At 65.9% G+C, this 13,709-nt stretch carries 14 protein-coding genes; 3 read left to right on the plus strand and 11 right to left on the minus strand.

Translation table 11 applies throughout. The annotated features are described in order from the left end of the window. The first annotated feature begins 77 nt into the window (after positions 1–77). The gene (locus tag I603_RS11395; RefSeq protein ID WP_068865162.1) at positions 78–1,517 is read left to right on the plus strand and encodes a L,D-transpeptidase family protein; all 1,440 of its coding nucleotides are present in this window, start codon (positions 78–80) and stop codon (positions 1,515–1,517) included. Positions 1,518–1,521: 4 nt separating this feature from the next. Here I603_RS11395 and I603_RS11400 read toward each other — a convergent pair whose 3' ends face one another. From I603_RS11400 to ispG, 6 genes are all read right to left on the minus strand, one after another. Then, the gene (locus tag I603_RS11400; RefSeq protein WP_068865475.1) at positions 1,522–2,238 is read right to left on the minus strand and encodes a murein L,D-transpeptidase catalytic domain-containing protein; all 717 of its coding nucleotides are present in this window, start codon (positions 2,236–2,238) and stop codon (positions 1,522–1,524) included. A gap of 65 nt (positions 2,239–2,303) precedes the next feature. Further along, on the minus strand, positions 2,304–3,800 hold the full coding sequence (locus I603_RS11405; protein ID WP_068865164.1) for an NAD(P)-binding protein: 1,497 nt from the start codon (positions 3,798–3,800) through the stop codon (positions 2,304–2,306). Between the two features lie 32 nt (positions 3,801–3,832). Continuing rightward, positions 3,833–4,765, minus strand: a complete 933-nt coding sequence (locus I603_RS11410; RefSeq protein ID WP_068865166.1) for a histone deacetylase family protein — start codon at positions 4,763–4,765, stop codon at positions 3,833–3,835. A 7-nt stretch (positions 4,766–4,772) separates the two neighbouring features. Then, positions 4,773–5,324 carry a manganese efflux pump MntP gene (locus I603_RS11415; RefSeq protein ID WP_198157250.1) on the minus strand — a complete coding sequence of 184 codons (552 nt, stop codon included), beginning with the start codon at positions 5,322–5,324 and terminating at the stop codon, positions 4,773–4,775. A gap of 12 nt (positions 5,325–5,336) precedes the next feature. Continuing rightward, the gene (locus I603_RS11420) at positions 5,337–5,870 is read right to left on the minus strand and encodes a thioredoxin family protein (RefSeq protein ID WP_068865168.1); all 534 of its coding nucleotides are present in this window, start codon (positions 5,868–5,870) and stop codon (positions 5,337–5,339) included. Next, positions 5,867–7,024, minus strand: a complete 1,158-nt coding sequence (ispG, locus tag I603_RS11425; protein ID WP_068865170.1) for a flavodoxin-dependent (E)-4-hydroxy-3-methylbut-2-enyl-diphosphate synthase — start codon at positions 7,022–7,024, stop codon at positions 5,867–5,869. The genes I603_RS11420 and ispG overlap by 4 nt, the downstream gene beginning before the upstream one ends. Positions 7,025–7,059: 35 nt before the next feature. Here ispG and I603_RS11430 point away from each other — a divergent pair, with 35 nt between their 5' ends. After that, the gene (locus I603_RS11430; RefSeq protein WP_232305364.1) at positions 7,060–8,061 is read left to right on the plus strand and encodes an alpha/beta hydrolase; all 1,002 of its coding nucleotides are present in this window, start codon (positions 7,060–7,062) and stop codon (positions 8,059–8,061) included. On the opposite strand, the gene I603_RS11435 is transcribed toward I603_RS11430, so the two are convergent. Together I603_RS11435 and I603_RS11440 are read right to left on the minus strand one after the other, a co-directional pair. Further along, positions 8,058–9,008 (minus strand): SDR family NAD(P)-dependent oxidoreductase, encoded by a 951-nt coding sequence (locus I603_RS11435; protein ID WP_068865173.1) that lies wholly within the window; start codon positions 9,006–9,008, stop codon positions 8,058–8,060. The genes I603_RS11430 and I603_RS11435 overlap by 4 nt on opposite strands. 15 nt (positions 9,009–9,023) lie before the next feature. Next, positions 9,024–9,536 (minus strand): GNAT family N-acetyltransferase, encoded by a 513-nt coding sequence (locus tag I603_RS11440; RefSeq protein ID WP_068865175.1) that lies wholly within the window; start codon positions 9,534–9,536, stop codon positions 9,024–9,026. Positions 9,537–9,610: 74 nt separating this feature from the next. Here I603_RS11440 and I603_RS11445 point away from each other — a divergent pair, with 74 nt between their 5' ends. Continuing rightward, positions 9,611–10,756 carry an isoaspartyl peptidase/L-asparaginase family protein gene (locus tag I603_RS11445; RefSeq protein ID WP_068865177.1) on the plus strand — a complete coding sequence of 382 codons (1,146 nt, stop codon included), beginning with the start codon at positions 9,611–9,613 and terminating at the stop codon, positions 10,754–10,756. Here the strand turns inward: I603_RS11445 and bla are convergent, their stop codons facing one another. The 3 genes from bla to I603_RS11460 are packed head-to-tail and all read right to left on the minus strand — an operon-like array spanning position 10,757 to position 13,706. Next, a complete protein-coding gene (bla, locus tag I603_RS11450; protein ID WP_084440074.1) occupies positions 10,757–11,707 on the minus strand; it encodes a class A beta-lactamase in 951 nt (316 codons plus the stop codon). It lies immediately after the preceding gene. Further along, on the minus strand, positions 11,704–12,639 hold the full coding sequence (locus I603_RS11455; RefSeq protein WP_068865179.1) for an RDD family protein: 936 nt from the start codon (positions 12,637–12,639) through the stop codon (positions 11,704–11,706). The genes bla and I603_RS11455 overlap by 4 nt, the downstream gene beginning before the upstream one ends. Then, complete coding sequence (locus I603_RS11460) at positions 12,636–13,706, minus strand: stage II sporulation protein M (protein WP_068865181.1); 1,071 nt, start codon at positions 13,704–13,706, stop codon at positions 12,636–12,638. Before I603_RS11460 ends, I603_RS11455 begins: the two co-directional genes overlap by 4 nt. Positions 13,707–13,709: the final 3 nt, after the last annotated feature.

Genomic DNA, 13,709 nt, shown 5'->3' on the forward strand with positions numbered 1-13,709 from the left:
GGTGTGCCCGTCGCGGGTATGATAGTGTTCGACGGTTTGCGCGGCGCGGTGCTGCGCAACGGGGTGGAAAGCAGGTTATGAAGAGGTTTCCGGGCAAATTCGCATCCGGTGTCGCGGTCGCGTCGCTGCTGGCGGGCTCGGCCATCGCCCAGTCGCAAGTGAGCCGCGAGGACATGATTCCCGGCGGCCAGCAACAGGGTGGCCCGGCGCGCATGGAGATGCCTACCGAGCCTCCGGCCCCTGCGCCGGTTCCGCCCCGCAACGGCGATGCTTTCGATCAGGCCTTCCCGCGCATGGTGTCCGAACCCGTTGTGCAGGGCGGGATGGAAATCCCCGCGCCGCTGGTGCAGCCCTGGACCATCGCGAATGCGACGAAGCTGGTCTCCGTGATCGAGGGGATCGGCGCCGAGGGCCTCGATCCGGCCGACTACGACCTGCAACCGCTCAAGGTGGCGCTTGCTTCGGGGCCTTCGGAGGAGCTGGACCAGCTTGCCTCGCAGAGCTTTGCCTGGCTGGTCGAGGACTTGCGCGACGGACGCACCCCGATGGACGCGCGCGAACAATGGTTCGTCGAGGATCCCGACCGCGAGCTGTTCCGCACCGGCGATGTGCTCGAACAGGCGCTGGCAAGTGGGGATATCGCGGGCACTTTGGCCACGCTCAACCCGACCCATCCCGATTACGCGCGCCTGCGCGAAGCGCTGGCCAGCACGCCCGAGACCGAGACCGCCAAGCGCAAGCTGATCCGCGCCAACATGGATCGCTGGCGCTGGCTGGCGCGCGATCTGGGTCCGCAATACCTGATCACCAACGTTCCCGAATTCCAGCTGCGCCTGACGGTCAAGGACCGCATCATCAGCACCTATCGCACGATCGTCGGCAAGCCCGGACGCACTGCCACGCCCCAACTCGCCGAGATGGTCGAGGGCGTGGTGTTCAACCCGACCTGGACGGTACCGCAGTCGATCGTCAAGGGCGAGGGGCTGGGCGCGCGCGCGCTGGCCAATCCCGCCTGGGCAAAGCGCAACGGCTATGTCGCAACCCGCGGCGCCAATGGCTATATCAGCGTGGTGCAGCAGCCCGGGCCGGGCAATTCGCTGGGCATGATGAAGCTGGAAATGCCCAATCCGCACGCGATCTTCTTCCACGACACGCCCTCGCGCCACCTCTTCGCCAACGACCAGCGCGCCTTGAGCCACGGCTGCGTGCGCACCGAACGCGCGCTGGAGCTGGCGATCACAATGGCGATCCTGGGCAAGGGCGCGACCAAGGATGAAGCGGTGGCAATCTCGACTTCGCGCAAATACACCAAGGTGATGCTGGAAAAGCAGTTTCCAGCCTACATCACCTATTTCACCATGGCTTCCGACATCAACGGCGAGATGGCGACCTTCAAGGACATCTACAATCGCGATGCGCCGGTGCTCGCCAGCCTCGACAAGCCTCGGGTCAGGAACCGCAGCAACGTGATCGACGACGAGGTGATCGTCATCGAGGACGATCTGCAGGACGGTTAGGCGCCTAGAACGCGCTGGTCGCCGGGCGCTGCAAGAGGTCGAGCGGCTGGCGCTCGATCATAGCGAGGTCGGGCAGCGGCTGGATCGAGCCGTCCTCTTCCAGCCCCAGCGAATCCGCATAGAGCAGGCGCCCGCCCGAAAGGTGCATCAGCGCGATGCGGAACTGTTCCTCGCCCATCGCAAAGCAGCCGTTGGAGCGCCCGAGGCGGCCCCAGCGCTCGATATGCGAAGGCTCGGCATAGTCGGCGCGGTGCATGACGATATAACGCCTGAGCGCGGCATTGTTGGTCTCGTCCAGCCCGCCAAGCCGTACCGAGGTGCCGTAGCGGCCCTTGTACCATTCCCACGTGACATAAGCCCCGCGGCTGGTCGCATTCGAGCCTTCGGTGTTCGAGAACTGCTTGAGCCAGCCGTCATGCTGCGGGTCGGAGCCGCTGCCGTGGCTGACATGGTAGGACTGCACCTCGCCCCGTTCGAGATTGACGAAATGGAACCGCGGCTTGGCTGAATGGAGGCCGAAATCGGCGATGCCGACGATGTCGCGCTTCCAGATCGCCGCGCCCGCCCGGTCAAGCTCGCGCTTGGCGAGGGCAAACAGCACCCGGTCGCGCGGGGTGCCGGCCATCGGCTGGGCGGGAAGCGTGCTCGCAAGCAGGCGCGCAGGCACTGCCAGTGCCGCCCCGACCGCCAGCGTGCCCTTGATGAGATCGCGCCGTTGCATCATCGCATAATGTATAAACCAGCCCTTGCGTTCCGGTGAGCGAAAAATTGCAACTCGTCGCAGCTTCAGACCGCTTCGTGGCGCGCCGCTGCGGCTGAAGGACGGCCCCAACCCGGATCAGCCTCGTGGATCGCCTTGGCCTTCATGCCCAGCTTGATGACGCTGGGCATGTTGGCGCCAATCGCCTCGCCCACCTTGGCAAGCTGCGCCAGCCGCGGATCGCCCGTCGCCATCATCGCCGCAATCGCCGGTCCGGTGGGATGCAAGCGGCTGCGCGCGTTGAAGGCGTTGGTCTTTTCATTCTGGCCGAGCCGCCCGGCGCTCATCAGGTTGGCCATCACCGCGTAGGGATAGGTATCGGGGGTATCGGTCAGCGGTGCGGGCGGGCATAGCGTGTTGCGTTCGTTGTCGGTATCGAAATTGGCTTCGAGAAAGGCGCAGAGCGCCGCGCTGTAGGGCACGAAGGGGGTCTGCGCCAATTGCAGGGTGATCGATTCGGCAGCGAAGATCGGGCGGACCGTGTCGCCCACCGCCTTCGGCACGGCGGTGGCGGTGCAATCGATGAACAGGGTTTTGTCAGGCACCGTCACGGCCTCGTCGCCGAACGTCATCCGGCCCGGCGCGATGGCTGTGACATGGCCCTGCCGGTAAACGGCCTCGATCCGTGCCAGCAGATCGATCTCGCCTTCGGAAATCACGGCATAGTGCATCATGGTGGGGGTAACCTGCGGGTCGATCCGCAGCATCACGCCGCGCGCCCCCAGCTTTTCGCACATTTCGCCGCCGCTGTCGGACGCCGCCGCGCATTCGACCAGCGCAAGCTGGAATTCCAGCAGGCCTTCGATCCGCGCATGGGCGGGCTGAAGAAATCGGCGGTTGAACATCCACGAATCGCGCGGGCGCACCCAGCCGATCCGGTCGGGGTCCACTCCGGCCTCGATCAGCCATACCCCGGTATCCATCGCAGTCTTGCCGCCGCCGAGAATGATGTAGTGATCGGGCATATTGCCGCGCTGCTTCCACAATCCGGGCAGATCGCCGGGGATCGCCAGCCGCGTCCCTTCGCCAATCGCAAAGGACGGGGTGTGGGTCGAAGGTACCGAGGTCTGGAACCATGTCGCATCCACCAGCTTGCGGCGCACGGTGATGGCGCGTTCATCGCCTGACAGGATCGGCCGGACATGATGAAGCCCGGCCTCGCCCCCGGCATAATCGGTGAGCGGGTGGTAGGCCACGCGCCCGCTCGGCAGCAGGCGTTCGTTCATCAGCCGGTCGTAATAGGCGAGAAGATCGGCGTGGCGTGCCAGCGGATACATGCCCGCATTATGACCGTGGGTGTCGATCCGGTCTGGGCACAGTTCCAGCGAATTGACCCCGTAGGTCGCGCTTGGCTGGTGCAGGGCGACGAAGGGATAGGCGTCGTTCCAGTGCCCACCGGGCCGGGCGTGCCTATCAACGATGGTGATATGGCAATCGGGATCCTCGTCCAGCAAGGTATCGACAAAAGCCATGCCAACCGCGCCGGCGCCAACCACGAGATAATCGGTGGCAAAATCGTTCATCGTCTATCCCCCCAAGATGCACTCCGCATGCCCTAACATAAATCGGATGGAAGGGTGCGGGCATTCTCGTCTGCCATGGCCAGCATCGAGCGGGCGTGGCGTGCGGCAACGATACGCGGATCGTCGCCATAGCCCCCGCCGAGCGCCGAAGCGATCGCGAGCCCGCGACGGCGCGCTTCGGCGATCACGAAGCGGTCACGCGCGGCAAGGCCCGCATCGCTCAGCGCGAGCCGTCCCAGCTTGTCCTCGACATGGGGATCGACGCCGGCCTGATAGAGCACGAAATCCGGCCCGAAGTCGGCCATGACTTCGGGCAAGTGGCGGCTGAGGGCCTCCATGTAGCCATCATCATCCACGCGATCGGGCAGGCCCACGTCGCGGCTCGAGCGCGCTTTTCTGACCGGGAAGTTCTTCTCGGCATGGAGCGACAGGGTGAATATGTCCTCGCGGCCTGCGGTGAGGCTGGCGGTGCCATCGCCCTGATGCACGTCAAGATCGACGATCAGGATGCGGCGCGCATCCCCTTCGGCGATCAGCCGGTTGGCGGCGACCGCAAGATCGTTGAACACGCAGTAACCCGCGCCGGTATCGTGCAGCGCGTGGTGGCTGCCGGCAGCCGAGTTGGCGGCATAGCCGTGGTCCATCGCCAGCTGTGCGGCCAGCCAGGTGCCGCCGTTGGTGTGCCTGACGCGGCTCGTAATTGCAGGGGTCACCGGAAAGCCGATCCGCCGTTCCTTCTCGCGCGGCACGGCGGCGCGCAGCACCTCGTCGACATAGTCCGGGCAGTGCACCGCTTCCAGCCATTCGCGGGGCATCGGCTCGGGTGCGTGTTCGGTGATCGCTGCGCCCCCGGAAGCCGCCTGCCCGCGCAATTCCTCCATCACCAGATAGTATTTGTCGAAACGGAAGGTGCCGCGTTCCGGGCGCGGGGCCATGTAGTCGGCGTGGTGGACGACGTGGAGCATCGCCCTGTCAAACCGCAAGCCAGCCTGTGTGTTCCGCAAGGATCTTGCAGCCGAGCGCGATCAGGATGATGCCGCCCGCCCGTTCGGCCCATGCGCCCCACCTGTCGCCTGCGATCCGGCCCAGCAATACCCCAACGCCCGATAGCGCGAAGGTTACCCCGCCGATCAGCGCCACTGCCAGAAGTGGTGCGACATCGAGCGTCGGCAGGGTGATTCCTGCCGCCAGCGCATCGACACTTGTCGCCACTCCGGCCACCAGCAAGGCCCTGCCGGTGAGCGCATGGGCGGCTTCCTCCTCGCCCACATGTCCACCCAGCATCCGCACTCCGAGGAAGACGAGCAATCCGAATGCGATCCAGTGATCGACCGCCTCGACATAGGCGAAGGCATTTGCCCCGATCCCCCATCCGGCGAGCGGCATCACCGCCTGGAATATCCCGAAGGTCAGCGCAATCGCCAGCCCGCCCGCCATACCCGGCCGGAACCGCGCGCCCTGCGTCAGGGCCACCGCAAAGGCATCCATCGCCAGCGCGAGCGCGAGGAGAAGGGCTGCGATCACAAACGGAGCCGGTTACTCGCTGTCAGGCGCGGATGCGGGAACCGGAGCCTCTGCCAGGCTCGTCAGTTCGGCGAAGATCGCGTCCTCGCTGCGGTTCGCCGTGTTGCGCCAGCTGGCGGCTGTGTCGAGGTTTACCGCCTGTCCGTCCGCGGTCAGCACCAGCAGCGCAGGCGTGCCGGCCAGCTCCGCCAGGCCGAAGCGCCGCGGGACAGCCAGATTATGCCCGTCGCCGGTTTGCGGCAGGCCGACATTGACGAAAACGAGTTCGTAGCGTTCTGCCACTAGCGCTGCGAAGCGAGGGGTTTCCAGCCATCCGGCCAGCGCGCGGCTATCGTGGCACCAGTTGCCGCCCATCGCCAGCAGCACGCGCTTGCCGTTGGCAGCAGCGCGCGAGAGCGCGGCATCGACATCACCCATGGCGTTGTCCGACACGGTGTATGAGCGCGCTTCGGGATGGGCCGGAGCGGCGGCGGATTCGGGTCCGGGCCCGCCCGCACAGGCAGCCAGCGCAAGCGCTGCGCTTCCGGCAATCAGGGCGCGGATCACTCTGCTGCTTCGACGGCTTGTTGCGGGGCGGCGTGGGGATCGAAGGCGGTGGCTTCGCCCCGCTCGATCTCGGCGGCCTTTTCTTCCACAAGGCGCACGATGTGGTCGAGCATGTCCTCGTCCTGCACCGTGTGGTCGGTGACCCCGCGCAGGTAGACCATGTGCTTGCCCGCGCCGCCGCCGGTCAGGCCGACATCGGTCTCGCGCGCTTCGCCAGGGCCGTTCACGACGCAGCCCAGGATCGAGAGGCTCATCGGGGTCTTGATGTGTTCGAGCCGCGCTTCCAGCGCCTCCACGGTGCGGATCACGTCGAAGCCCTGACGCGAGCACGAGGGGCAGGAGACGATGCGCACGCCGCGGGTTCTCAGGCCCAGCGCCTTGAGCATTTCGTAGCCGACCTTGATCTCCTGCTCCGGCTCGGCAGAAAGGCTGACGCGCACGGTATCGCCGATCCCCGCCCACAGCAGCGAGCCGATGCCGATCGAGGATTTCACCGTCCCGCCGATCAGGCCGCCTGCTTCTGTAATCCCGAGGTGCAGCGGGCAATCGACCGTTTCGGCAAGGCCATGATAAGCCGCGACCGCGAGGAATACGTCAGAGGCCTTCACCGCCACCTTGAATTCGTGGAAATCGTGATCCTGCAGCAGCTTGATGTGATCGAGCGCGCTTTCGATCAGCGCTTCGGGGCAGGGCTCGCCGTACTTTTCGAGCAGATCCTTTTCCAGAGACCCGGCGTTGACCCCGATGCGGATCGCGCAGCCATTGGCCTTGGCTGCGCGCACCACTTCGGCGACGCGGTCGGCCGAGCCGATATTGCCCGGGTTGATGCGCAGGCACGCGGCGCCCGCATCGGCGGCTTCGAGCGCGCGCTTGTAGTGGAAGTGGATGTCCGCGACGACCGGGATGCGCGCGGCGCGGGTGATCTGCCTGAAGGCGGCGGTCGATTCCTCGGTCGGGCAGGACACGCGGATGATATCCGCCCCCACATCCTCGCAGCGACGGATCTGGTCGATCGTCGCCTTGACGTCTTCGGTGGGGGTATTGGTCATGGTCTGCACGGTGATGGGGGCATCACCGCCGACGGGGACATTCCCCACCATGATCTGGCGACATTTGCGGCGCTCGATGGTGCGCCAAGGACGGATGCTGGACATGGAAGCGCATATAGCCTTGCGCGCGTGACGGAGCAATGACCCGCAAGCTTGACTTGCCGACGTCACGCGTCAGTCTGGCGGCGCCAAGGGGAGAGGCCATGCTGACCGACGCCGCGATTGAACTGCGCTCCGTAGCACCCAGCCTGTTGATGCGGGCGATAAAGTGGCTGATTGCGCGCCGCCCTCCGGTCTTCCCGCATGACGAGGCGGGATTTCATGCCGCGATGGCTGACCGCCCGCTGCCTGCCGATGCCCCTATGCCGGCAAGCTTCTATCGCGATTTTCTGGTCGGCGGATGGGATGCGGCAGGCCATCCGGTCGTCACGATCCATCCCAAGAGCGGCCCGGCAGACTGGCACATGCTCTATTTCCACGGCGGCGGGTTCGTGCAGCCGATGTTCAAGGTACACTGGCCGCTGGTTGCAGCGATGGTGAAGTCTTGCGGGATCAGCGTCACCGTGCCGCTCTATCCGGTCGTCCCGGAGGCTGACCATGCCGAGCAGGACGCGGTTGCCGACGCGGCCTGGGCGACACTGGCCGAGCATCACTATCCGGCGAAGATCATTCTCAACGGGGATTCGGCGGGCGGCCACATGGCGCTGGCGCTTGCCCTGCGGCTGGCGAGGAAGGGTGGGCCTATGCCTGGCAAGCTGGCGCTGTTCGCGCCTTGGCTTGACCTGACGCTGGCTGATCCCGCAATCGCAGCGGTAGAGCCGCATGACCTGATGCTCAAGATTGGCACCCTGCGGGCATGCGGGGCGATGGTGGCGGGCGGGCGCGATCCGGCAAGCGCCGAAGTCAGCCCGCTCTACACGCCGCCAGAGGAACTGGCCTTGTTGCCGCCGACCCGCATCTGGACCGGGCGGCACGACCTGTTCATCGTCGATTCGCGCACCTTTGTCGGACGCCTGAGCGCAGCCGGCGTCGACGCAAAGCTCTACGAATACGAGGCCGCGCCGCATGTCTTCATGGCGATCACCCCGACGCGCGAGGCGAAGGACGTGTTCGCGCTGCTGAAGGATTTCCTCGCCGCCTAGCTCGGGAACTTCGCCCCCGTCAGTTCCTCGCTCAGCTTCCACAACTGGTCGGCATAGCTCGGATTCACCGCATAAGAGCGCACACCGCCGGTGGAGGACACGTCGTCCACCTCGGCAACGTGGCAGTCCTCGCAATAGACCCCGCCCCTGCCTTCAAGCTCGCGTGCGGTCGCGGCCCAGCAGCTCGTTGCGGCGCCCTGGGGAATCGTTTTCCATTGAAAGCCGCTGTCGCTGCTGGTGACGCGCTGCATCAGCGCGGCGACCATCTCTTCGGTCATGTGGCGGCCGAGATTGGTCTGGATGCCGCCCGGATGAACCGCGTAGGCATGAATGCCCAGCACTACAAAACGCTGTTCGAGGCCGACAGTGAACAACACGTTGGCGGTCTTGGACTGGCCGTAGCTGATCCACGGATCATAGGGGCGTCGTTCGAAATTGGGGTCGTCGAAATCCACCGGCGCAAACTGGTGCCCGCGGCTCGACAGGTTGACGATGCGCTTGGCCGTCCCCTTCTCGATCAGCGGCATCAGTTCGGCTGTGAGCGCGAAATGACCAAGGTGGTTGGTGCCGAATTGCCGTTCGAACCCGTCGGCGGTGTGTTCGAACGGGCAGGCCATGACGCCCGCATTGTTGATCAGCAGGTCGATCTTCTCGAACCGCTGCCGCGCGCGCGAAGTCGCGGCGCGGATACTCTCGAGAGAGGCAAGGTCGAGCGTGATGGTATCGAGCCGGGCCTGCGGCACGCTCTGCCTGATGGCGGCCACGGCTTCATCGAGCCTGGCCTGATCGCGCCCCGCCATGATCACATGGGCGCCTGTCGCCGCCATGGCGCGGGCGGTTTCCTGCCCCAGTCCGGAATTGGCTCCCGTGATGAACACGCTCATGCCAGAAAGGTCGATGCCTGCCAGCACCTCGTCCGTGGTGCTGCTCCAACCGAATTCGCTCATGTCCCTCTCCCGTTGTTATAGTTTCAGTTCGTAGAGATATTCCGCATCAAGATGCTCGCCTACCCGAAAGGTAATGTCGGCGACATGCGCAAAGCCATAGCGCTGGTAGAACCGCTGTGCGCCGTAATTCTCGGAATAGACCGACAGCAGCACCGCATCGTGACCGCCTGTACGCGCCACACCCAGCGTCCAGTCCATCAGCTTGCCGCCTATCCCGCTGCCGGTATGGCCGGGCAGAGCGTAAAGCTGGCCCAGCTCGATCGGGTTTGCCGCGTTCGAGTGGTGGGCATAGTGGCTCGGATAGCGCAGCTTGCAATAGGCGACCAGACCGCCCTCGTGCTCGACCAGACGGTGGGTGCATTCGCGTCCCGCGATCTCTCCGGCCACGGCCTCGGGATCGTGCACCTCGGCGAGGAAGGCGGCGAGATCTTCCGGACGGTAGAGATGGCCGAAAGCGGCAGTGAAACTCTCCGCGCCGAGGCGGGCGAGGGCCGGGGCATCGGCGATGGTTGCGGGGCGCAGGATCATGGGCCCTGCCCTAGCGGGGAAGCGGCGTGCTGTTAAGCTGGCGAAAGCCGCAGGGGCGCGTTATGCCGTGGCTCATGAAGAACCTTATCGCCGCTGTCGCGCTCGCCCTGATGTCCACCGCCGCCCATGCCCAAGAGGACGCGCCCGAAGCGCCCAAATGGTCGCTGGCGATCCATGGCGGGGCCGGAACACTCAGCCGGACGGCGATGACGCCTGAACAGCGGGCGGAATACGAGGCCGCCTTGCAGGCCGCGCTTGATGCCGGGGCCAAGGTTCTGGCCGCTGGCGGCGATGCGATGGACGCGGTCAAGGCGGCGGTGATCGTGATGGAGGACTCGCCCCTTTTCAATGCGGGCAAGGGCGCGGTGTTCACCTGGGACGGAACGAATGAGCTCGACGCCTCGATCATGGACGGGCGTGATCGCAGCGCCGGGGCCGTGGCCGGGGTGAAGACGGTCAGGAACCCGATCCTGCTGGCCGACAAGGTGCGCACCGACAGCGAGCACGTGTTCCTGATGGGCGCGGGCGCGGAGGCTTTTGCGCTCGAGAAGGGCTTTGCCGTCACCCCGCCCGAATATTTCGCCACCGAGGCCCGCCGCCGCGCGCTCGAACGGATGAAGGCCGACAAGCTTTCCGCGCTCGATGTCGATCACAAGTTCGGCACGGTGGGTGCAGTGGCGCTTGATATGGAGGGCAACCTCGCCGCGGCGACCTCGACCGGGGGGATGACCGGCAAGCGCTGGGGCCGCGTCGGCGATGCACCGGTGATCGGGGCAGGGACCTATGCCGACAACCGCAGCTGCGCGGTCTCGGCAACGGGGTGGGGCGAGTATTTCCTGCGGGTCGGCGTGGCGCACGAGATCTGCGCGCGGCTGCGGATCAATCAAAGTCTGATGGTTGAGGGATTGCTCGCTACGCTACCGTCGACCGAGGAGTATTCAGGAATGACACCCGAAGCGCTCGAAGCGTTTAGGGCCAAGGCAAGCGAGACCGTCTCGAGTGCTTGGTCCGCTGAAGCGCAGACCATCGCCGACGATGTCATGGCCGAAGTCGCGCAGCTCGGCGGCGATGGCGGGGTGATCCTTGTCACGCCGCAGGGCGATGCGATCTTCAGCTTCAACACCAGCGGCATGTATCGCGGCCGCGCGACCAGTTCCGGGGTGCGCGAGGTGGCGATCTTCGGGGGTGAGGAAAAGGCGTCGGCCACGCCTGATCACTGATCAGTAAATCTTCCCCACCACCGGCAACCCGGTATCGGGTTCGGCGAATTCCTTGATCAGGCGGCCCACCTGCGCCAGCACCGCTTCGCCGCGCGGGAGCATCTCGTCCGCGTCCTGACGGGCGCGGAAATAGCAGGCGAAGGTGATCGGTGCCTCGCCTTTGGGCCCTTCCGCAAAGCCGATGTCGATGTAGTTATATTCAGCCCCGGCGATCAGCCCGCTGGTGCCGGTCTTGTCGCCCGCAAGCCAGCCTTCGGGCAGCCCGGCGCGCACGCGGTTGCGACCGGTTTGGGTCTCCACCATCCAGCCTTTCAGCTCGGCCCGCTCGGCAGGTGGCAGCACGTCGCCATAAACGATCTTCGCCACCGTCCGCGCCATGGCGGCAGGCGTGGTGGTGTCGCGGAACTCGGATGTGGGGACGTTGTTCATCTCCGGCTCGATGCGGTCGACGCGGCTGATATTGTCGCCAATGCTGCGCCAGAACGCCGTCAGCCCTGCCGGACCGCCGAGTTCGCGCATGAGGATATTGGCCGCCGGGTTGTCCGAGGTAATCTGGGTTGCCCGCGCCAATTCGCGCAAGGTGGCGCCGGTGCCGATGCGATCGCGGGTGAAGGGCGCATGATGGACCATGTCCGCTTCGCTCCACCTCACCTGCTTGTCGGCATTGATCGCGCCGGCCGCATGCCGTTCAAGCAGCAGTGCTGCCAGCGACAGCTTGAACGATGAGGCATGGCCGAAGCGCCGCGTCTCGTTGATGCCGACCGCAAGGCCCGTGGCGGTGTCGAACAGCTCCACCCCCAGCGTCCCGTCCGCCTCGCTCTCGATCCGGCGCAGTTCGGCCTCCAGCCGCCCTGCGCGCGGCTGGTCGCGCGGGACGCAGGCCGCCGCGCCGAGTGCGCCTGCGCCGAGCGCGAGCGTGCCGCCAAGGAAGAACCGCCGGTCGATGATCATGAAAACTTGTCCGCTTTGCGTTTGCCGAACCTGAGTTCGCTTTCGAGCTTTGCCCGCAATTGCGCATAGAAGGCTTCGAGAAAAGCCCTTTCATCGCCAGCGCCCGGATCCCAGCCGATCTTGAGGCAGATCGTGGCGTGGACCTTCGCGAGCGCCTCAGGCGGGGATTCGCGCAGCATCCGCTCCAGCGTCTGCAATTCCTTCTCGCCATAGATGGACAGCTCCGCCTCGCCGAACTCGTAGCGCACGCCGGTAAGATCGCTGGCCCCCCGCGCCGCCGCGCCCTGCGTCGACAGAGCGGAGGCAAGTTTCGTGCGCGGGCTTTCCACCACCCAGGTTCCGGCGATGATGTCGCCCGCCCGCAGCCGGTCACGGTTGAAAAAGGGTAGCAGCAGGAACAGCGCGAACCACCCTGTCGCGATCCATGCCAGCGGTCCGACATCCTCGCCGATCGCCGAACCCAGCAGCAGGACGATGATGAAGCCCAGCGGATAGAACAGCTCGATATCTCGCAGCAGATTGCGGGCGATCACCGCTTCGGGCGCGAGCCGCCCGCCATGTCGCGGGGCGATGCGGATGCCGACCATCCGCTTGCCGAATGTCGCGCCGCGCGGAGACAGCTCCTGCACGAGGAAATAGCCGTACCAGCTGACGAAGACGAAGATGATCAGCAGGATCTGCAGGAACTCGCGCGCGCCGCGCGGGGCAGCCGAGGGGTCGAGTTCGGTCCCCTCGAGCAGCCCCCCCGCGATCCAGAACAACAGCGCGTGAAAGGCCAGCAAGCCGAAGACAATGATCATCACGTCGATGATCAGCGCGCCCGCGCGGCTCCCGCGCGAAGCGACGGTGACAGGCAATGTCAGTCCTTCGGGCGTGATCATCACGCGCTCGCGCTTGTCGGCATTGCGACCGGGCAGGGTAGCAGCGGTCATTCGAGCGCCTCGTTCCGGGCTGCGCGCGGGCGGTAGAGGAAGAAATAGGCGAGCCAGAAGGCCAGCATGGTCCCGCCGATCAGGAAGCGCGGGCCGGTGCCGTCAACCAGCTGGCGCGGGAAGGCCTCGAGCAGAGCGGCGATGACCATCATGATCACCACGCCGACCATCACCACCGCGCCGCGCCGGCCTGCCTCGGAAGCGGCTGTCAGCACGGGGCGGGTGCCCGGAAAGGCCATCGAGCGCCCGATATGCAGCCCCGCCGCACCCGACAGCAGGATGCCGAACAGCTCGGTTGTGCCGTGGACCGAAAGCCAGGCAGCCAGTTCGACGGTCAGGCCCTGTCCAGAAAACAGCCACACCATCGCGCCCAGCAGGGCCATGTTGTGCACCAGCAGCAGCAGCGAGGGGATGCCGAAGGCAAAGCCGAGCGCGAAGGCAAGGATGCAGACGGCGGAATTGTTGCTGAACAGATAGGCCGCGAAGGTCGATAGTCCCGCCGCGCTTTCCTCGGTCGCCAGCGTCGCCAGCAAGTCCTCGCGGCTGGCGCCCGGCACCCGAGCATCGGCCATGGTGCCCGGTACGAGCCGGTAATACCAGGCCTCGTCGCGCGCCACGAGCAACCAGCCGACGACGCTGCCCGCGACCATCACGAACAGCGCTACGCAGATGTCGAGCCACATTCCCCTGACCGCCCGGCTCCACCCGCCGCCGATGAAATCCCGCAGCCATGCAGCAAAGCCCCTGGGCGGTCCGTAGACCTGGAACCATGCGCGCTGCACCAGACTTTCGAGATAGGCGATGGTTGCTGCATCGAGGCTGGTCTCGCGCGCCACTGCAAGGCTTGAGGCGGCAGTGCGGTAGAGCGCGGGCAGGGCGAGGAGTTCCTCGTCCGGGATGCGCTTCAGCCCCCCTCGCTCCATCCGCGCGACGATATCCTCCAGCCGCCGCCAGTCCCCCTCGCGTTCGAGCCGGAAGCGGTCGGAACGCAAGGTCGCGCTCTCGATGTCGGGCGGTGCGGCCACCGCTCCGCGTCCGAACCAGGATGACAGGATCGGTGTCTTCATCCG

The organism is Erythrobacter dokdonensis DSW-74 (genome assembly GCF_001677335.1).
GTDB lineage: Bacteria > Pseudomonadota > Alphaproteobacteria > Sphingomonadales > Sphingomonadaceae > Erythrobacter > Erythrobacter dokdonensis.